The sequence below is a fragment of the Microbacterium neungamense genome, from assembly GCF_024971095.1.
GTDB lineage: Bacteria > Actinomycetota > Actinomycetes > Actinomycetales > Microbacteriaceae > Microbacterium > Microbacterium neungamense.
This window is the reverse complement of record NZ_CP069717.1, coordinates 761,224-780,024: the sequence shown is the minus strand read 5'-3', so window position 1 is coordinate 780,024 and position 18,801 is coordinate 761,224. Positions and strand designations below refer to the sequence as shown.

Annotated in this window: 22 protein-coding genes; 11 read left to right on the top strand and 11 right to left on the bottom strand. The window is 72.4% G+C overall.

The features are described from left to right. Window positions 1-124 precede the first annotated feature (124 nt). Both JSY13_RS03710 and JSY13_RS03705 read left to right on the top strand, forming a co-directional pair. Window positions 125-349: a DUF3107 domain-containing protein gene (locus JSY13_RS03710; RefSeq protein WP_259607695.1), complete on the top strand. Its 225-nt coding sequence runs from the start codon at window positions 125-127 to the stop codon at window positions 347-349. Between the two features lies 1 nt (window position 350). Beyond that, window positions 351-638, top strand: coding sequence for a hypothetical protein (locus JSY13_RS03705; RefSeq protein WP_259607694.1), 288 nt, complete (start codon window positions 351-353; stop codon window positions 636-638). 57 nt (window positions 639-695) lie between these two features. Here JSY13_RS03705 and JSY13_RS03700 read toward each other — a convergent pair whose 3' ends face one another. Continuing rightward, entirely contained in the window at window positions 696-1,409 is a 714-nt protein-coding gene (locus tag JSY13_RS03700) for a ferritin-like domain-containing protein (protein WP_259607692.1), read from the bottom strand. Window positions 1,410-1,577: 168 nt separating this feature from the next. Between JSY13_RS03700 and JSY13_RS03695 the strand changes: the two genes are divergently transcribed. Further along, entirely contained in the window at window positions 1,578-3,101 is a 1,524-nt protein-coding gene (locus tag JSY13_RS03695; RefSeq protein ID WP_259607691.1) for a DEAD/DEAH box helicase, read from the top strand. A gap of 86 nt (window positions 3,102-3,187) precedes the next feature. Here JSY13_RS03695 and JSY13_RS03690 read toward each other — a convergent pair whose 3' ends face one another. Next, complete coding sequence (locus JSY13_RS03690; protein WP_259607690.1) at window positions 3,188-4,063, bottom strand: PHP domain-containing protein; 876 nt, start codon at window positions 4,061-4,063, stop codon at window positions 3,188-3,190. A 74-nt stretch (window positions 4,064-4,137) separates the two neighbouring features. On the opposite strand from JSY13_RS03690, the gene JSY13_RS03685 reads away from it, so the two are divergent. The 4 genes from JSY13_RS03685 to JSY13_RS03670 all read left to right on the top strand — a co-directional run bounded on the left by JSY13_RS03685 (window position 4,138) and on the right by JSY13_RS03670 (window position 9,562). Further along, window positions 4,138-5,160 carry an endonuclease/exonuclease/phosphatase family protein gene (locus JSY13_RS03685; RefSeq protein ID WP_259607689.1) on the top strand — a complete coding sequence of 341 codons (1,023 nt, stop codon included), beginning with the start codon at window positions 4,138-4,140 and terminating at the stop codon, window positions 5,158-5,160. A 53-nt stretch (window positions 5,161-5,213) separates the two neighbouring features. After that, entirely contained in the window at window positions 5,214-6,629 is a 1,416-nt protein-coding gene (locus JSY13_RS03680) for an aminopeptidase P family protein (protein ID WP_259607688.1), read from the top strand. A 107-nt stretch (window positions 6,630-6,736) separates the two neighbouring features. Further along, window positions 6,737-7,627 carry a phosphotransferase gene (locus JSY13_RS03675; protein WP_259607687.1) on the top strand — a complete coding sequence of 297 codons (891 nt, stop codon included), beginning with the start codon at window positions 6,737-6,739 and terminating at the stop codon, window positions 7,625-7,627. A gap of 285 nt (window positions 7,628-7,912) precedes the next feature. Next, entirely contained in the window at window positions 7,913-9,562 is a 1,650-nt protein-coding gene (locus tag JSY13_RS03670) for a DUF222 domain-containing protein (RefSeq protein WP_259607686.1), read from the top strand. A 62-nt stretch (window positions 9,563-9,624) separates the two neighbouring features. Here JSY13_RS03670 and JSY13_RS03665 read toward each other — a convergent pair whose 3' ends face one another. From JSY13_RS03665 to JSY13_RS03645, 5 genes are all read right to left on the bottom strand, one after another. Continuing rightward, a complete protein-coding gene (locus JSY13_RS03665) occupies window positions 9,625-9,882 on the bottom strand; it encodes a VOC family protein (RefSeq protein WP_336297705.1) in 258 nt (85 codons plus the stop codon). Further along, window positions 9,839-10,102, bottom strand: a complete 264-nt coding sequence (locus tag JSY13_RS03660; RefSeq protein ID WP_259608261.1) for a hypothetical protein — start codon at window positions 10,100-10,102, stop codon at window positions 9,839-9,841. Before JSY13_RS03660 ends, JSY13_RS03665 begins: the two co-directional genes overlap by 44 nt. A 68-nt stretch (window positions 10,103-10,170) precedes the next feature. Further along, window positions 10,171-10,815: an alpha/beta hydrolase family protein gene (locus tag JSY13_RS03655; protein WP_259607685.1), complete on the bottom strand. Its 645-nt coding sequence runs from the start codon at window positions 10,813-10,815 to the stop codon at window positions 10,171-10,173. Next, entirely contained in the window at window positions 10,815-11,213 is a 399-nt protein-coding gene (locus JSY13_RS03650) for a magnetosome magnetite crystal formation protein family (protein WP_259607684.1), read from the bottom strand. Before JSY13_RS03650 ends, JSY13_RS03655 begins: the two co-directional genes overlap by 1 nt. Beyond that, complete coding sequence (locus tag JSY13_RS03645) at window positions 11,210-12,124, bottom strand: YflT domain-containing protein (RefSeq protein WP_259607683.1); 915 nt, start codon at window positions 12,122-12,124, stop codon at window positions 11,210-11,212. The genes JSY13_RS03650 and JSY13_RS03645 overlap by 4 nt, the downstream gene beginning before the upstream one ends. 69 nt (window positions 12,125-12,193) lie before the next feature. Between JSY13_RS03645 and JSY13_RS03640 the strand changes: the two genes are divergently transcribed. From JSY13_RS03640 to JSY13_RS03630, 3 genes are read left to right on the top strand one after another with little or no spacing between them, the layout of a single operon-like run. Then, a complete protein-coding gene (locus JSY13_RS03640; protein WP_259607682.1) occupies window positions 12,194-13,441 on the top strand; it encodes a magnesium transporter in 1,248 nt (415 codons plus the stop codon). After that, entirely contained in the window at window positions 13,441-13,935 is a 495-nt protein-coding gene (locus JSY13_RS03635; RefSeq protein WP_259607681.1) for a DUF1003 domain-containing protein, read from the top strand. Before JSY13_RS03640 ends, JSY13_RS03635 begins: the two co-directional genes overlap by 1 nt. Then, window positions 13,932-15,053 carry an Mrp/NBP35 family ATP-binding protein gene (locus tag JSY13_RS03630; protein ID WP_259607680.1) on the top strand — a complete coding sequence of 374 codons (1,122 nt, stop codon included), beginning with the start codon at window positions 13,932-13,934 and terminating at the stop codon, window positions 15,051-15,053. The genes JSY13_RS03635 and JSY13_RS03630 overlap by 4 nt, the downstream gene beginning before the upstream one ends. On the opposite strand, the gene JSY13_RS03625 is transcribed toward JSY13_RS03630, so the two are convergent. Continuing rightward, window positions 15,050-15,448: a twin-arginine translocase TatA/TatE family subunit gene (locus JSY13_RS03625; RefSeq protein ID WP_259607679.1), complete on the bottom strand. Its 399-nt coding sequence runs from the start codon at window positions 15,446-15,448 to the stop codon at window positions 15,050-15,052. The genes JSY13_RS03630 and JSY13_RS03625 overlap by 4 nt on opposite strands. A 62-nt stretch (window positions 15,449-15,510) precedes the next feature. On the opposite strand from JSY13_RS03625, the gene JSY13_RS03620 reads away from it, so the two are divergent. Next, the gene (locus JSY13_RS03620; RefSeq protein WP_259607678.1) at window positions 15,511-16,143 is read left to right on the top strand and encodes an O-methyltransferase; all 633 of its coding nucleotides are present in this window, start codon (window positions 15,511-15,513) and stop codon (window positions 16,141-16,143) included. Between the two features lie 97 nt (window positions 16,144-16,240). Here JSY13_RS03620 and JSY13_RS03615 read toward each other — a convergent pair whose 3' ends face one another. The 3 genes from JSY13_RS03615 to dapE all read right to left on the bottom strand — a co-directional run bounded on the left by JSY13_RS03615 (window position 16,241) and on the right by dapE (window position 18,760). Then, window positions 16,241-16,411, bottom strand: coding sequence for a DUF3117 domain-containing protein (locus tag JSY13_RS03615; protein ID WP_259607677.1), 171 nt, complete (start codon window positions 16,409-16,411; stop codon window positions 16,241-16,243). 79 nt (window positions 16,412-16,490) lie between these two features. Beyond that, window positions 16,491-17,705 (bottom strand): hypothetical protein, encoded by a 1,215-nt coding sequence (locus JSY13_RS03610; protein WP_259607676.1) that lies wholly within the window; start codon window positions 17,703-17,705, stop codon window positions 16,491-16,493. Then, window positions 17,687-18,760 carry a succinyl-diaminopimelate desuccinylase gene (gene dapE / locus JSY13_RS03605; protein WP_259607675.1) on the bottom strand — a complete coding sequence of 358 codons (1,074 nt, stop codon included), beginning with the start codon at window positions 18,758-18,760 and terminating at the stop codon, window positions 17,687-17,689. Before dapE ends, JSY13_RS03610 begins: the two co-directional genes overlap by 19 nt. Window positions 18,761-18,801: the final 41 nt, after the last annotated feature.

The window sequence follows — 18,801 nt, the reverse complement described above, 5'->3', positions numbered from 1 at the left end:
TAGCGGCGGCGCCCGACATCGGCCCGCGCACGCTGTGCGCCCACGGCGAAACCGCGCCCACGCCCCGCCGTCGGGTCTGCACCGCGGGGTAGAGTTGCCGTGTCCCAGACCTGGAGGAGACCGCGTGGAAATCCGCATCGGCATCGTGAACACCGGCCGTGAGCTGAGCTTCGACACCGCGAGCAGCGCCGAGGATGTGCGCTCGCAGATCACCTCCGCCCTCGAGCAGGGCGCGACGCACCTGACGCTCGCCGATGTGAAGGGCAACACGTACGTGGTGCCGACCGTCAACCTCGCGTACGTCGAGATCGGCACCGAGGAGTCCCGCCGCGTCGGGTTCGTCGCCTGACATGTACATCCTGCTGGCGCTGATCGCGGCCTGTGCGCTCGGGGTCGCGATGCACTTCGCCCTGCCGCACCGCGAGCTGCGCGGCGTGGCGGTCACCCCGGCCGTCGCCACCGCGGCCGCGGCTGCGATCTACACGGGGATGCAGTGGGCCGGCGTCGCCGAGGCGGACGTCCGGCTGTGGGTCGCCAGCCTCGGCGGCGCGCTGCTGCTCGCGCTGGTCGCCACGCTCGCCCTCACGGCGCAGCGCCGGCGCACGGACGCCGAGGCGAAGCGCGCGCTCGGCATCTGAGCACCGCGTTCCCGGCATCCGGACGCGGCGGCGGGACGCATCCGCAGCATCCGGATGCTAGGAGGCGAGGCCCATCGCGTCCATGCGGCGGGCGTGGGCGGACATCAGCTGGGTGTACACCGGCTCGACGCGCTCCTCGTCCGCGGGGGCGAGCCGCTCCGGACGCAGCGCGCTCCTGCACACCAGCAGCGTGTCGCCCACCAGGCGGCGTCCCCACAGCGACAGCAGCGAGCGCCACTCCGGGTCGCTCTCGATCGTCTCCTGGATGATCGCGACGATCTCGTGCCGGGCGTCGTCCTCGCGCAGGATGGCGGCCACCCGCTCCCCCGTCTCGCCGTAGCTCGAGGCGAGCGCGAGGTAGAAGTCGTCCAGCATCCCCGCGGTGAGGTAGACGGCGAGAAGCGTCTCCCGCGGGCGGGCTCCGATCGTCTTGCGGCGGAACGCGTCCAGGTTCTCCCGGAACGGGAGCATCAGCTGGGTCGGGTCGTCCCCGCGCTCGGCGATCAGCTCGACCATCTCGCGGTGCTTGTCCAGCGCGGCCCCGGCGGCCCGGGACAGCGCCTCCTTCTCGGCGAGATCCGGGGTGGCCCGGATCAGGCGGGTCAGCGTCTCGAAGTAGCCGAGCTGCAGGTAGGCGGCCTGCCCGAGGAAGCGGTTCAGCTCGGGGGCGAGCTCGGCGAAATCGACCCGGGTGGCGCCGCTCGTCTCACCCCGGCTGCGCAGGGAGAGGGGGCGTCGCTGCGGTGCACGCTTCCAGAACCATCGGGCCACCCGCCCAGATTACTCGTGCCGCACCGCTCCGGTGCACCCGGGCTCCTCGGGTAGGCTGGTCACGCCCTGCCATCGGAGCAGGGCCCCGCGCCTGTGACACAGAGACGGCGTGGATCCGTTACGAGGCGGCGCCGGATTCGCGCGGCCGCCGGACAGGCAAGACGAACAGTGACCTCTTTCTCCGATCTCGGAATCGACCAGGACATCGTCGACGCACTCGCCGCCAAGGGCATCGTCGACGCGTTCCCCATCCAGGAGCAGACCATCCCGCTCGGGCTCCCGGGCCAGGACATCATCGGCCAGGCGAAGACCGGCACGGGCAAGACCTTCGGCTTCGGCATCCCCGTGGTGCAGCGTCTCGGCCTCGAACCCGAGCCGGGTGTGAAGGCCCTCATCGTGGTGCCCACCCGCGAGCTCGCCGTGCAGGTGTACGAGGACATCGACCTGCTCACCAGCAACCGCTCCACGAGCGTCGTCGCGATCTACGGCGGCAAGGCCTACGAGGGGCAGATCGAGCAGCTCAAGGCCGGCGCGCAGATCGTCGTCGGCACGCCGGGACGCCTGATCGACCTGGCCGGGCAGCGCCTGCTCGACCTGTCCAACGCGACGGAGGTCGTGCTGGACGAGGCCGACAAGATGCTCGACCTCGGCTTCCTCGCCGACATCGAGAAGATCTTCCAGAAGGTGCCGGAGAAGCGGCACACGCAGCTGTTCTCGGCCACGATGCCCGGCCCGATCGTTGCGCTCGCGCGCCGGTTCATGTCTAACCCGATCCACATCCGCGCGAACGACCCCGACGAGGGCCTCACACAGGCGAACATCAAGCACATCGTGTACCGCGCTCACGCCCTGGACAAGGACGAGATCATCGCCCGCATCCTGCAGGCGGAGGGCCGCGGCAAGACCGTCATCTTCACCCGCACCAAGCGCGCCGCGCAGAAGCTGCACGACGAGCTCGCCGACCGCGGGTTCAACGTCAGCGCCGTGCACGGCGACATGGGCCAGGATCAGCGCGAGCGCTCGATGGCGGCGTTCAAGGCCGGCAAGAAGGACGTGCTGATCGCGACCGACGTGGCCGCCCGCGGCATCGACGTGGACGACGTCACGCACGTGATCAACCACACCATCCCGGACGAGGAGAAGACGTACCTGCACCGCGCCGGCCGCACCGGCCGCGCCGGCAAGACCGGCATCGCGGTCACGTTCGTGGACTGGGAGGACCTGCACAAGTGGGCCCTCATCAACCGGGCGCTCGAGTTCGGCCAGCCCGAGCCGACCGAGACCTACTCGTCCAGCCCGCACCTGTACACGGATCTGAACATCCCCGAGGGGACGAAGGGCCGGATCGTCACCGCGCCCAAGGCGGAGAAGCCCGCGGGCGAGCGTCGTCAGCGTCAGCCGCAGAAGGCCGAGGACGCCGTCGCCGAGGGAACGGCCGAGGGCGGCACGCGTCGTCGGCGCCGCCGTCGCCGCGGCTCCGACCGCGTGGGTTCGACGTTCGCCGAGGGCGCGGAGGGTGCCGAGAAGCCGGCATCGGCTGCCGCATCGGATGCCGCGCCCGCGGCCGACCGCGACGCCGAAGGCGCCGGCACGCACGACGGCACCGGGCGCGAGCACCACGACGGCAAGCCGGCCCCGGCGCGCCGTCGCCGCCGTCGTCGTGGCGGCGGGACCCCCGTCGCCGGCGCCTGAGGCCGGCGGCCGCCTGAGCCGGAAGCGCCTGAGCCGGAAGCCGCCTGAGCCGGAGGCCGGCAGCGGCATCCGATCCGCGGCGGCGCTCAGCCGAAGTGCGGCGGCGTGCCGGTGGCGCGCTCGATGATGCGCGCCACCATGTCGTCCGCGGTGGTGTTCTCCCCCGGACGGTTCGGCTTGCCCGTGCCGTGGTAGTCGCTGGAGCCGGTGACGATCAGGTCGTGGTCGGCGGCGATGCGCCGCAGGATCCGCTTGCCGTCCTCGGTGTTCTCGCGGTGGTCGATCTCGAAGCCCGCAAGACCCGCGGCGATCAGCCGCTCGATGACTTCCAGCGGCAGCATCCGGTCCCGTCCCGCGGTGACCGGATGCGCGATGATCGCCACCCCGCCGGCATCCGTGATCAGGCGCACGGCGGCGAGCGGGTCGGGCGCGTAGTGCGGCTCGTAGTAGCCCTCGCGCGGATGCAGGATGCCGTCGAAGGCCTCGGTGCGATCGCGGACGATGCCGCGGGTGACCAGCGCGTCGGCGATGTGCGGCCGCCCGACCGTGGCGTCCCCCGTCGTGTGCGCCAGCACGTCCTCCCAGCTCAGGTCGTAGTCGCGCGAGATGTTGCGCACCATGCGCTCGGCCCGCCCGATCCGGTCGCCGCGGATCCGTTCGGTCTCGGCGCGCAGGGCGGGGTCCTCGGGGTCGAAGAGGTAGCCCAGCACGTGCACGCTGCGCCATTCGTGCTTGGCGGAGAGCTCCATGCCGGGCAGGAAGGTCATCCCGAGCTCCGCGGCGACGGCGCCCGCCTCGGCCCACCCGGTGGTGCGGTCGTGGTCGGTCAGCGCGAGGGTGCGGATGCCGTGCGCGTGCGCCTGCCGGACGACCCGGCCGGGCGACTCCGTGCCGTCGGAGTGGTTGGAGTGCAGGTGCAGGTCGCTCGGACCCGCGAACCGCTGTGGCTCCCCCGTCGTCATCCTTCGAGAGTACCGATCCGGAGGGACCCCGGCGGTCAGGGCGGTCACAGCCCGCTCCCCTACGCTCGGAGGCGATGCTTCGACTCCTCGGGATCCTGATCACCGTGCTGTACGCGATCGCGGCGGCGGTCGTGGTGTGGCCGCAGTTCTTCCGGCTGGAGCACACCTTCCCGATCGCCCAGGTCGTCGCCGCCCGCGGCCTCATGCTCGGCGGATTCCTGGCGGTGGCCGTGATCGCGCTGCTGCTCCTGCTGGCCCGTCCGCTGCGCGGCTTCGCGGCATCCGTCCTCATCGTCTCGCTGCTGGCCGCGGGCGCGACGGGCGCGATCGGGGCGATGCGCGGCTTCTCCACCGGAACGCTGCCTGCCAAGACGGAGTCCAGCGTGCGGGTGATGACCTGGAACACCGCGGGTGAGGCGGTGCCGGCGGAGACGATCGCCGCGGCGGTGCTCGAGCAGCAGGCCGACATCGTCGCGCTGCCGGAGACCGCGGAGGCGGTGGGCGAGCGCATCGCGATCATGCTGCGCGAGCAGGGGCATCCGATGTGGGTGCACCACGTGAACTCGCGGCCGGACGTTCAGAACGGACCGCAGGCGTGGCAGACGACGATCCTGATCTCGCCCGAGCTGGGCGATTACTCCGTGATCCAGTCCTCGCAGGACGGCACCAGCAGCACCGGGGCGCTGCCGAGCGCGGTCGCCATGCCGGTCGACGGCACCGGCCCGACCGTGGTGGCCGTGCACGCCGTGGCGCCGCGCGAGGAGGACATGGCGCAGTGGCGCGCGGATCTCTCCTGGATCGCCGACCAGTGCCCCGAGGGCGACTTCATCCTGGCCGGCGACTTCAACGCCACGCTCGACCACATGGCCTCGCTCGGCGTGGACGGCGGCGACATGGGCTACTGCCGGGACGTCGCCAGCCGCACCGGGACCGGCATGGCCGGCACCTGGCCGACGGACATCCCGGCGCTCGCCGGCGCTCCGATCGACCACATCATGGCCAGCCAGAACTGGACGCCGACCGGCTCCGCGGTGCTCGGCGACGACGCCGGAAGCGACCACCGGGCCGTGGTGGCGCAGCTCGAGCCGGCAGGCTGAGGTTCCGGCATCCGCGCGTCTGCGGCGTCAGAGGTCGGTGAGAAGATGGACGCATGAGCAGCGCAGCCGACGAGAGCACGACCGCGACCGAGACCGCGGAGGCCGAGAACTCCAACCGCAAGCAGCCGTTCCCCCGCGGCTTCCTGGACACCATCTCGACGGGATGGGCGGAGCGTCCCGAGTCGCTGCCGCCCGCTCGCGCACAGGCGTCCTACGCGGCGGCCCGTCGCGCCGCGGTGTCAGCGGCCTTCCCGGGCAGCCGCCTCGTCGTGCCGGCCGGGTCGCTGAAACAGCGCAGCAACGACACCGACTACCCGTTCCGCGCGCACTCCGCCTTCCTGCACCTGACGGGATGGGGCGAGGATGCCGAGCCGGACTCGGTGCTCGTGTTCGAGCCGACGTCCGACGGCCACGACGTCACCCTGTACTTCCGGGAGCGCGCGGACCGCACCACCTCGGAGTTCTACTCGGACGCGACGATCGGCGAGTTCTGGATCGGCCCGCGCCCTTCCCTCGCGGTGGTCGCCGCCGACCTCGGCCTCGCGACCGCGCACATCGACGACTTCCAGGCCGGTGACGACGATCTGGTCGTGGACCAGGACGCCGAGCTGACGCGCTTCGTCTCGGAGCTGCGGCTCGTGAAGGACGAGTACGAGATCGCCGAGCTGCGACGTGCCGTGGAGATCACCCGGAGCGGATTCGACGATGTGATCCGCGCGCTGCCGCGGGCCGTGGAGCACCCGCGCGGCGAGCGCGTGATCGAGGGGGCCTTCCATCAGCGGGCCCGCAGCGACGGCAACTGGGAGGGCTACGACACCATCGCGGCCTCCGGTCCGCACGCCTGCTACCTGCACTGGACGCGCAACGACGGCGCCGTCGTGCCGGGCGATCTCATCCTCGTCGACGCCGGCGTCGAGGTCGACAGCATGTACACCGCTGACATCACCCGCACGCTGCCGGTGAACGGACGCTTCTCCGAGGTGCAGCGGCGGGTGTACGAGACGGTGCTCGAGGCGGCGGATGCCGCGTTCGCCGCGGCCCATCCGGGTGTGAAGTTCCGCGCCGTGCACGAGGCGGCGATGGAGGTCATCGCACGCCGCACCGCAGAATGGGGGCTGCTGCCGGTGTCCGCCGAGGAGGCTCTCGACGCGGATGCCGGTGGTCAGCACCGCCGGTACATGGTGCACGGCACGAGCCACCACCTCGGACTGGACGTCCACGACTGCGCGCAGGCGCGACGCGAGATGTACTACGACGGCGTGCTCGAGCCGGGGATGGTGTTCACGATCGAGCCCGGACTGTACTTCCAGATCGACGATCTGACCGTGCCGGAGGAGCTCCGCGGCATCGGCGTGCGGATCGAGGACGACATCCTGATGACCGCCGACGGGCCGGTGAACCTGTCCGCCGGGATCCCGCGCACCGCCGACGAGGTCGAGGCGTGGATGGCCCGGGCTGCCGGTCGTTGAGCGAGGACGCGCGCAGCGCGACCGAGACGAAACGCAGTGAGGAATCCGAGCCTCCGCAGCCGCCCGCATCCCCGACCGGGAACCCCGCAGCTCACGATGCCGGCACCATGCACGAAGGCCAGCTGAACGTCGACGCGGAACTCGTCGCCTCGCTGGTCGCCGCTCAGTTCCCCCGCTATGCCGGCGCGCCCGTCCGACGCGTCCACTCCGGTGGGACCGTCAACGCGATCTTCCGCATCGGGAGCGACGTCGCCGCCCGCCTTCCCCTGCTGCCCGCGGACGCCGCAGAGCTCGAGGCCGAAGCGTCGGCTCTGAACGAGTTCGCCGAGACATGCCCGTTCCCAGCGCCGCGCGCCCTCGGCATCGGAGCACCGGATGCCGCGTACCCGTCCGCCTGGACGCTGCAGGAGTGGCTGCCCGGCACGGTGGCCGACCCCTTCCGGTGGTCGTCCTCCTACGCATTGGCGGACGACGTCGTGAGCCTGATCCGGCGCCTGCGCAGCGCGCCGGTGGCGGGGCGCTCCTTCGACGGGCGGGGACGCGGCGGGAATCTGAGGGATCACGACGAGTGGATGGCGCACTGCCTTGCCCAGAGCGCCGGAATCGTGGACACCGCTGCGGTCGAGGCTCTGTGGTCGGTGCTCCGCGATCTCGCGGCCGACGGTGAGGACCGCATGAGCCACCGGGACCTGATCCCCGCGAACCTCCTCGTGGCGGACGGACGTCTGGTGGGAGTCCTCGACGGCGGGGCCTTCGGCCCGGCCGACCCGTCCCTGGACCTGGTCGCCGCATGGCATCTGTTCGACGAGCCGGTCCGCTCGCATGTGCGCGCCGCTGTCGGCGCGGGCGAGGCCGAGTGGCTGCGCGGAGCCGCATGGGCGCTGCAGCAGGCGATGGGCCTCGTCTGGTACTACCCCGAGACGAACCCGCCGATGGCGGAGCTCGGCCACTCGACCGTCACACGCCTTCTGGCCGACACCGAACTCCCCCGACGCTGAGCGCGCCGCCCCTCCTCCGCCGTCGTCGAGCGAGGCGCCCTCCCCCCCCGGTCGCTGAGCGCGGTCCCCGTCCCGGTCGTTGAGCGAGGACGCGCGCAGCGCGACCGAGACGAAACGCCCCACCGCTCCCGGGTCGCCCTCCCCCGGTCGTTGAGCGAGCACCGGCGCAGCCGGAGCGAGACGAAACGCCCCACCCGTCGATTCGTTACCATTCCGTTACCACCCTCAGTTCGCAGAAGTGCCGAATACTCGTTCGAATGTCCGTGGCCGGTGTGATCATGAAGTATGGCATTCTTCACCGAGGTCGACGCGGAGGTCGCGGTGCTGCGCGGCCTGCTCGGTGAGGACACGGATGCCGCGAGCCTGCCCGGCCGGGTTCTGCGCCTGTCCGACACCGACCTCGCCGTTCTGGTTCAGGCGGCGGGAGCCTTGCGGCGGTGTGCGGAGCGGGTGGAGATCGTCGGGGCCGGCGTGGTCGCGTCCCGCTCCACCCGGGATGCCGGGCATTCGGGTCTGGCCCAGTCCCGAGGCCACCGCTCCGCGGCGTCGTTCCTGCAGGAGATCACCGGCGGCACCCGCAGCGATGCGCACCGCCAGATCCGGCAGGGCACCTCCCTTCTCGAGGAAGCCGCCGCCGGCGGATCCCCCGCCGACGACACAAACGCGGGACATCCCGGCGACGACGGACACGACCATGGCGGCCCGGAGGACCATGGCTGCCCGGCGGGGGACGCGGAGCAGCACGGTGAGGGCGCGGGTTCGGGCGGGACGCCGGATCCCGGTACACACCGCGGGCCCGGCCAGGGCGAGACCCCCGCGATCACGCCGCCCTGGCACGCCCCGCTCGGCGCCGCCCTGCTCTCCGGCGACCTCTCCGCCGCTCAGCACGACGCCATCCTGCGCGGCCTCGGCGAACCACCCACCGCCACGGCGACCGGCCCTACCCTCGACCACCCCGACGACGCGGCCGCTGCGGTGGCGGATGCGGAGGCGCGGGAGGCGTGGCGTGCGGCGGCGGAGCAGCTGATCGCCGAAGCGGCCCGGCGCACCGTGGAGGAACTCGCCTCGACCGCCCGGACGATCCGGGACCGGCTGGACCCGGAAGGAGCCGAGCGGCGCTTCCAGGAGCGATACCAGCGGCGCTCGTTCCGCACCTGGCGCGACCGGGACGGCATCGCCCACGCCTCCTGGGTGTTCGACGACGAAGGCGCCGCATTCCTGGAGGCCATCCTCGCCGCCGCCCTCCGCCCCCGCCTGGGCCCCCGGTTCGTCGACGAGACCGAGAAGACCCGCGCCGAGGACCTCGTCCGCGACCCCCGTTCCAACGACCAACTCGCCTACGACCTGCTCCTGGATATCCTCCGCACCGGCATCCTCGCCGACCCCAAGACCGTCTTCGGCACCCGCCAGCCCGGAATCCGCCTGGTCACCGTCCTCACCCCCGACGGCACCCTCGCCCCCACCGGGCACACCGAAGACGGACTGCACCCCCTGCCTGCCACAGTCATCTCCCGCCGCATCTGCGACACCGGCGTGATCCCGGTCACCGTCGACTCCTGCGGGAACCCGCTGGACCTGGGCCGAGAACGGCGCCTGTTCACCCCCGCCCAGCGCCTCACCCTCGCCCTCCGCGACGGCGGCTGCCGCTGGCACGGCTGTGACCGCCCCGCCTCCCACTGCGAAGCCCACCACTGCGACGAATGGCACGCCGACCAGGGCCGCACCGACATCGACCGCGGCATCCTGCTCTGCCGGTTCCACCACATGCAACTCCACCACAACGGCTGGCGCATCACCCGCACCGGCAAAGACGACTTCCACCTCCACCCACCCGGCCCAGGCGAACCCATTCCCCTCCCACCCCGCCTCTCCCTTCGCTACGCCTGGGGCGACATCGACCCACCCCCACCCCGCTTCCACCCTGCCGCCGCCTGACCACCACCACCCGCGACCGGCCCGGACCGAGGGCCGGCGACCGGCCGGCAGCCGTCGCGAACTCAGCGGAGCGTCTCTGCGACGATCTCGACCTTGAACCCGGCCTGATCCTCGAGCCATCCGGCGTAGTGCTCCGGGCCGCCCGCATGCGGGTAACGATCGCGGTACAGCGCCCGCCAGCCGTGCCGTTCCGCCGCTTCCATCAGCTCATCGACATCACTGGGCGTGCCGCCACGAAAGGCGACGTGGTTCATTCCCGGCATCCGTCGATCGTGCTCAGCGCCCGTCAGGTTCGGTGGCTGCGTGAGCGTCACGTACATCTCTCCCGCGGACCACGACTTCCCGCCGGGCCATTCCTGCGTGACCCGGAATCCGAGTTCGCTGCGCCGCACAGGCCGCCAGCACCAGCACGGCGAACGAACGGCCGAAGACGCTGTCGTCCCCGGCGGAACCGAGACCTTCGCGCAGCATCGCCGCGGCCCGGTCGCCGAACTCGTCGAGGGTCAGATCGTGAACTCCGGCGGCGACGTCCTCGAGCATCACGGCGAGCGCACGTTCGCGGACGGCGGCGTCCGCAGACGCGAGCTCCCGCCACGGCCCCGCCACGGTCAGCCCGCGAACTCCGCCACGATGGGGGCCAGCGACGCGCCCACCTCCGCCGGTGGACGCTTCCGGCCCTTCACCTCGAACGAGTGCCCGCCACCCTCGACCCATGCGATGCGCGCATCCTGGCAGGCGGCCACCGCCTCCTCGAGCTGGGACAGCGGCTGGACGAACGGGTCGTTCGTGCCCTCCACGAACAGCTGCGGCACTGCGATGGCGGGCAGATGCTCCACCCGCAGCTTCTCCGGCTGGCCCGGCGGATGCAGCGGGTACCCGAGATACACCAGGCCGGCGACGGGCATCCCCTCGGCGACCGCCATCGACGCCATCCGGCCGCCGTACGACTTGCCGCACGCCCAGATGCGCACGTCGGGATCCTGCTCCGCGGCCATCGCCACGGCGGCGCGCCACGTCGCGATCGCGTGCGCGGCCGGGCCCGGCATCCGTCTGCCCGCCTCGACGTAGGGGAAGTTGAAGCGCAGCGTCGCGAATCCGGCATCCGTCAGCGCCGACGCGAAGCCGATGAGGAACGGATGGTCCATTCCCGCCCCGGCGCCGTGCGCGATCACCACGGTGCCCCGAGACGCGCCGTCGGGCGCGGCCCACGCCGTCGACACCGCCACGACGCCGCTGGGCAGCGACACGTCCATCAGCCCCTCCTTCCGAACGGCAGCCGGACCACCTCGCCCTTCGACGCTCGCACGGTCGCGACGATCACGACGACCAGATGCACCACGCACACGGCGATGTAGAGCAGGATCGGGATGCCCTGCGGGAGGAACCCGGCCGACCCGGCACTCAGGAACAGCCGCGGCAGCGTGATCGCCAGGTGCACCACCAGCAGCGCGGTCGAGACCAGGAGGAACAGCCGTCCCCATCGGCGCGCCGCGTCCGCGTTCGCCTTCGCAAGCGGACCCTGACGCGACAGCGAGCCGTACGCGGCGACCATGGCCCCGCCGGATGCCAGCGATCCCAGGAACGGCACCGGCAGCAGCACGAGGAGCCCGAGCGCCCAGGCGGACGCTCCGGTCGCCGGACGCGCGGTCATCGACCGGATGCCGGCGGCTCGCCCTCCGCGGAGCCGTCCGCGTCGCCGCGGTCCGGGGCGGGCGCGTCCTGCGGCAGCGGCGGCGCGGGCGGAGGAGGCGGCGCGACCGGAGGAGCCGCGGGCGCGGAAGCCGGAGCAGGCGCGGACGCCGGAGCAGCAGGCGCGGACGCCGGGGCAGCAGGCGGAGCGGATGCGGGCGCCGGAGCAGCAGGCGGAGCGGATGCGGACGCCGGCGGCTCGGCCGGCGGGTTCGCGCCGGCGACGTCCTCGGGAGCCGGCACGACGTGCGGCGGGTGTGCGGAGCCGGGAGCGGCGGCGCCGGCATCCGGACCGGGCTGAGACGCACCCGGCGCGGACGCACCACCCGCGGACGCACCGCCCGGCGCGATGCGCTCCCCGTACTTCGGCGGCTCGCTGAGATCGACCGCGGGCCGCGTCGGCGCGGGTCGCTGGGCGCCGAGCGCCTGACGCGCCTTGGCGAGCGAGGACGGCTGCACGCACACCTCGTAGTGATCGGCGACCATCTGCGTGATGCTCGCGAAATCGCGACGGCGCCGCACGATCGCGTAGGTGATCAGGCTCATCAGCATCCCGAGCGCGACGCCGATGAACACGAAGCCGAGGAACAGCGAGACGGGCGCGTCGGGCGTGCCGAAGAGCATGAACGCCGACAGGAACAGTCCGATCAGAACGCCGTTGATGGCGCCCGACCGGGCGGCCGCGGCATAGCCCAGCCGGCCGGTCACCCGCTCGACCGTGCGCACCCCCTGCCCGACGATGACGATGTCGCGCGCGGGCACCTCGGCGGCGATCAGCTTCGACACCGTCTTCTGCGCGCTCTCGTAGTCGCGCATCGACGCCACCATCTCGCCGATCTCATTGCCGCTCGGGGGCCGGTTCAGCATGCTCATCGCCCCATTGTCCCATGCGGCCCTCCGCCGCGCCGGGATGCCCCAGCGCCCGCGGACTACGCTGGGAGAATGAGCACACAACGGGTCTTCGTGGCGCGCCTGGCCGGGTGCGCGGTCTTCGATCCCGTGGGCGACCGGCTCGGCAAGGTCCGGGACGTCGTGATCGTGTACCGAAGTAAGGCCTCCCCCCGTGTGATCGGGCTGGTGGTCGAGATCCCCGGCCGCCGTCAGGTCTTCCTCTCCATCGGCCGCGTGACCTCCATCCGCTCCGGACAGGTCATCACCACCGGCCTCATCAACGTGCGCCGCTTCCAGCCTCGCCCGGGCGAGGTGCGCGTGCTCGCCGAGTTCCTCGGCCGGCGGATGAGCTTCGCCGACGGCAGCGGCACCGCCGTGGTCGAGGACGTCGCGATCGAGCAGGACCGCCACGGCGAGTGGGCGATCAGCCAGCTGTTCCTCCGCAAGCCCAAGACCAGCGCATCCCCGTTCGCGAAAGGCCCCACCACCTTCGCCGCGTGGAACGAGGTCACCGAGCTGCGCCGCCCTGGCGAGGCGCAGTCCGCCGAGCAGCTCATCGCGAGCTACTCCGAGATGCACGCCGCCGACCTCGCGACCAGCCTGCTCGATCTGCCCCAGCAGCGCATGATCGAGGTCGCCGAGGAGCTGCCCGACGAGCGCCTCGCGGATGCCCTCGAGGAGATGCCCGAGGACGAGCAGGTGCACATCCTCGATCGCCTCGGCGACGAGCGCGCCGCCGACATCCTCGACGAGATGGAGCCGGACGACGCGGCCGACCTGCTCGCGCAGCTGCCGCCGAAGCGCCTGGAGCAGCTGCTCAAGCTGATGGACCCCGAGGAGGCCGAGGAGGTGCGCAAACTCCTCCGGTACGGCCCGGACACCGCCGGCGGTCTGATGACCCCGGAGCCGATCATCCTCTCCGCGGATGCCACGGTGGCCGAGGCCCTCGCCCTGATCCGCCGCCACGAGCTGCATCCGGCCCTCGCCGCCGCCGTGTTCGTCACGCTGCCGCCGTTCGAGACCCCGACCGGCCGGCTCCTCGGCGTGGTGCACTTCCAGCGGATGCTGCGCTACCCGCCGCACGAGAGGCTGGGCGCAATCCTGGACGACGGCCTCGAGCCGGTGTCGGTGACCGCCTCCGCCGCCGAGGTGGCGCGCATGCTCGCCAGCTATGACCTGGTCTCGCTGCCCGTGGTGGATGCCGCGCACCGGCTGGTCGGCGCGATCAGCGTCGACGACGTGCTGGACTACCTGCTGCCGGACGACTGGCGCACCCACGACGTCGAGGAGGCGAGCTGATGGCACGGACCCCGCGTCTGGACACCCCCCTCGGCCGCACCGCCACGGGTCGCCCGCCCTCCTCGCAGGACCGGTTCGGCCGGTTCACCGAGTGGGTGGCGCGCGCGATGGGCACGCCGGCGTTCCTGCTGCTGCTCAGCCTGTTCTGCGCCGCCTGGATCGCCTGGAACACCCTCGCCCCGAAGCACCTCCGCTTCGACGACGCCGCACTCGGGTTCACCGCGCTCACCCTGATGCTCTCCCTGCAGGCGTCGTACGCCGCCCCGCTGATCCTGCTCGCGCAGAACCGGCAGGACGACCGCGACCGCGTGCAGATCGAGCAGGACCGGCAGCGCGCCGAGCGCAACCTCGCCGACACCGAGTACCTGGCCCGCGAGATCGTCGCCCTGCGCCTGGCCCTCGAGGAGCGCACCAACCAGACGGTCACCCGCGATGTGCTGCGGCAGGAGCTGAAGACGATGCTCGCCGAGCTCGAGGCGGAGAAGAAGCCGTGACCTCCGCCGAGCGCGTGCGCCAGGCCGTCGCCGCGGTCGCCGACCCGGAGCTGCGCCGCCCGATCGGCGAGCTGGACATGGTCCGCGACGTGGTCGTCGACGGCGGCACCGCGCACGTGTCGATCGTGCTCACGATCGTCGGATGCCCGGCGGCGCAGCGGATCGAGCAGGACGTGCGGGATGCCGCGGCATCCGTCCCCGGCATCGACGCGGTCGACGTCGCCGTCGGGGTGATGACGCCCGAGGAGCGCCGCGCCCTCACCGAGAAGCTCCGCGCGGGACGCCCCGCGCGGCAGATGCCATTCGGGCCGGACGCGCTCACCCGGGTCATCCTCGTCTCCAGCGGCAAGGGCGGGGTCGGCAAGTCGACGGTCACCGCGAACCTTGCCGTCGCCCTCGCCGCCCGCGGGCTGCGCGTGGGGCTGGTGGATGCCGACGTGCACGGGTTCTCCATCCCGGGGCTGCTCGGCATCCCGGCCGGCACCCAGCCCACCCGGATCGACGACCTCATGCTGCCGCCGGTCGCTCACGGCGTGAAGGCGGTGTCGATCGGGATGTTCCTGCGCGACGGCGAGGCGGTCGTCGCCTGGCGCGGCCCGATGCTGCACCGCACCGTGCAGCAGTTCCTCACCGACGTCTTCTTCGGCGACCTGGACGTGCTGCTCATCGACATGCCGCCGGGCACCGGCGACGTGGCGATCTCGATCGGCCAGCTGCTCCCCCATGCCGAGGTGCTCGTCGTCACAACGCCGCAGCCGGCGGCCGCGGAGGTGGCGATCCGCAGCGGGCTGGTGGCGCGGCAGACCGGGCAGCGGGTGATCGGCGTGGTGGAGAACATGGCCGCGTTCACCCTTGCGGACGGCAGCGTGCTCGACCTGTTCGGCGCGGGCGGCGGCGCCGATGTCGCGGCCGCGCTGTCCCGCGACGGCGAGGCGGTGCCGCTCCTGGCATCCGTGCCGCTCAGCCCCGCGCTGCGGCACGGCGGGGATGCCGGGATGCCGGTCGTGCTCGGCGCGCCGGAGGACCCGGCGGCGCAGGCGATCGCGACGCTCGCGGAGCGGATCGCGCAGGGCGGTCGGTCGCTCGCGGGCCGGCCGCTGCCGATGCGCGTGCGCTAGGTGGCTTCCGCGTCGAACGGCGGCGGCGTGGTGCGCGAGAACGTGGTGCGGACCTGCCGCGAGACCGGCGACGGGGCCACGGCGGCGGACGTGTCGAGCCCGTCCACCGGGCCGGAGGCGACGGGCGTGCTGAACGAGGGCTCCTCGAAGAGGGCGTCGCGGATGATGCGCCGCGGGTCGTACTGACGCGGGTCGAGCTTGCGCCAGTCGACGTCGTCGATGTCCGGGCCCAGCTCCTCCTTCATCTTCGCCTTCGTGTCGCGCACGTACTCGCCCGCGCGGCGGACGAAACGGGCGAAGCTCTCCGCGGCCTTGGGCAGGCGCTCGGGGCCGATGATGATCACCGCGATCAGGCCGATCAGCAGCAGCTTGTCGAACGTGAGCCCCAGTTCCATGTCTCAAGGCTACTCGCCGCGCCTGCCCCGATGATGCACCGTCCCGGCCTAATCTGAGAGGCATGAGCGAGCACGACGCGAACGCCCGATTCGTCCGTGAGACCACCGTCGAACCCGCCCCGATCGGGCGGGCCCGTGCGCACGCGCTCGAGCTCGGCGCGGCGCCGATCAGCGCCCCGGTGGGTGCGCAGTGCGCGGTGCTCGCCGCGGCATCCGGCGCCCGCTCGATCGTGGAGATCGGCACCGGCGCCGGCGTCTCCGGTCTGTGGCTGCTGCGCGGCGCCCCGCAGGCGGTGCTGACCACCATCGACAACGAGCCGGAGCACCTCGCCGCCGCCCGGCAGGCCTTCACGGACGCGCGCATCCCCCCGGCGCGCGTGCGGTTCATCACCGGCCGCGCCGCCGACGTGCTTCCCCGCATGAACGAGGGCGCCTACGACATCGTGCTGGTCGACGCCGACCCGGAGAACGTCATCGAGTACGTCGAACACGGGCTGCGCCTGGTCCGCACCGGCGGACTGGTGCTGGTCCCCCGCGTGCTCGCCGGCGGCCGCGCCGCCGACCCCGTGCAGCGGGACGCCGTCACCACCGCGTACCGGTCGCTGATCCAGGAGACCCAGGAGTCGCAGGCCGTGCTGGCCGCGCTGTCCACGGCCGGCGAAGGGCTGCTGCAGCTCACCCGCGTCGCAGCGTGAGGCACGCCGGCTGAACCGGTGCGGGCACCGCCGGCGGCCCCGGAAACGCCGAAAGGGCGGTGGAATCCTCCACCGCCCTTCTGCCAGTCCGTTGGAATCAGGCGTTCACGACGGCGCCGAGCACGTCGTGAAGCTCCTTCGCCTCGGCGTCGTTCACGGACACGACCAGACGGCCGCCGCCCTCGAGCGGAACCCGCACGATGATGAGTCGCCCCTCCTTCACGGCCTCCATCGGTCCGTCGCCGGTCCTCGGCTTCATCGCTGCCATCGTGGCTCCCTTTCCTCGGTGGTATGGCTCAAGTTTATCGGTAGGGTTCCGCGCCGGGCGGTCGCCGCCGCGCGGGGAATCACGGGACCTGCCAGAACGTCTGCGCCAGCCCGTACATGTTCAGGATCCACACCCACTGCCCGGCCAGGCACGCGAGGAGCACGCCGATGCGATACCCGAGCGGCCGCGGCACCGCGACGGCGCCCCAGAGCGGGGTGAGCGGCATCAGCAGCCGGAACGTGCTCGACTGCGGGAAGAACACCGCGAGCAGGTAGAGCAGATAGCTCGCGCTCCACAGCCGCACGTCCACGCCCAGCCGGCGCACCGCCCGCCCGCGCAGCAGCAGGAGCGCCGTGCCGGCGACGAGCAGCACCAGCACCACCCAGCCCCACCAGCCCGGCATCCCCCACTGCGAGAACCAGAAGTCCGCGGCCTGCACGAAGCCCTCGAACGGCACGAACTGCGTCACCGGCTCGGCGATCCAGTTCCGCCGCCAGGACAGCTCGGTCTGCAGGTAGGCGCCCGGCTCGCCCGTGACGATGCCGGCGATCACCTGCCAGGAGAAGCCCACCATGGTCGCGAGCGCGCCCATGGCGACGATGTGCACGGCATCCCGCCCGGGCAGCGGCTCGGCGCGGCGGCGGCGCCACCTCGCGATGCCGTGCAGCCCGAGGAACAGGGCGAAGGCGAGGATGCCGGGCCGGGTGAAGCCCATCACCGGGACGAGCGCGTACAGCCACCCGTACCGGTGCCGGGAGACGAGATCGAGCGCGATGAGCAGCAGCAGCACGAACAGCGCCTCGGCGTAGCCGACCTGGAACAGCGCCGCCAGCGGCCCCATCGCGAAGAACGTCACGGCCCACATCGCCGCGCTCTCTCCGATGCGGTCCCGCAGCAGGCCGTGCAGCGCCAGGCAGGCGAGGAACCCGCTCACGAGCGACACCGTCAGCGCCCCGGCGCCCCAGACCCCGAATCCCACCAGCTTGGCCAGGTACGCGTACACCGGCATGAACGCCCACGCGTTCTCCGCCACGTCGCCGGATGCCGTGCGCGGCAGCTCCCGGGGATAGCCGTTCTCCGCGACCCACCAGTACCACTGCGCGTCCCAGCCGAGCACGAAGTCCGCCAGGCCGGCATCCGCCCCGAACCGCGACAGCGAGGTGGAGATCCCGGCCGCCGCGAGCAGGAAGCCCGTGGTGATGACGCGGGCGAGCAGGTAGACGATCGCGATCCGGGCGACGACCGGCAGCCGGGCCCAGGAGCGGATGCCGCGGCTCACGCCCCGGTGAGCCACGCCCGCAGTCCGCGCTCCACGTCCTCGATCTGAGCCAGCGGCACCCGCTCCTCGTCGTGGTGTGCGAGGTGGGGATCGCCGGGCCCGTAGTTCACGGCCGGGACGCCGAGCGCCGAGAACCGGGCCACGTCGGTCCAGCCGTACTTCGGCCGGGCCTCGGCGCCGACGGCGGTGAGGAACTGCTGAGCGATCGGGGCGTCGAGGCCCGGACGGGCGCCGTCGGCGGCATCCGTGATCTCCACCTCGAACCCGGCGAGCACCGAGCGCACGTGCGCCTCGGCCTCGGCGATCGACTTGTTCGGCGCGAAGCGGTAGTTGACCTCGATCTCGCACAGGTCCGGGATGACGTTGCCGGCGACGCCTCCGGTGATCCGGACGGCGTTCAGCCCCTCCCAGTAGCCGAGCCCGTCCACGGTGATCTCCCGCGCCCGGTACTCCGCGAGCCGCGCCAGGATCGGCGCGGCGCCGTGGATGGCGTTCTCGCCGATCCAGGAGCGGGCGCTGTGCGCGCGGACGCCGCGGGTGCGCACGAGCGCGCGCAGCGTGCCGTTGCATCCGCCCTCGACCTGGCCGTTGGAGGGCTCGCCGAGAATGGCGAAGTCGGCGGTGAACAGATCGGGCCGGTCGGCGGCGAGCAGCCCCAACCCGTTCTTGGACGCCTCGACCTCTTCGTTGTCGTACCAGATCCAGGTGATGTCGACCACGGGCGCTGTCAGCTCGACGGCGAGCTTGAGCTGCACCGCGACGCCGGCCTTCATGTCGACGGTGCCGCGGCCCCAGAGGAAGTCCTCGCCGTCGATGGAGAGGGCGCGGGTGGGCACGTTGCCGTTGATCGGCACGGTGTCGATGTGTCCCGCGATGACGACCCGCTGCGGCCGGCCCAGGTCGGTGCGAGCGACGACCGTGTTGCCGTGCCGGATCACCTCGAGGTGGGCGCAGCCGCGCACCACCGCCTCGAGCTCGTCGGCCAGGCGCCCCTCGGCGCCGGACACGCTCGGGATGTCGCAGATGGCGCGGGTGAGGTCGACGGAGGATGCGGTCGGATCGAGCAGCATGGCTCCCAGCCTATCGGCCCGGCATGCGGTGCCCAGGGCGG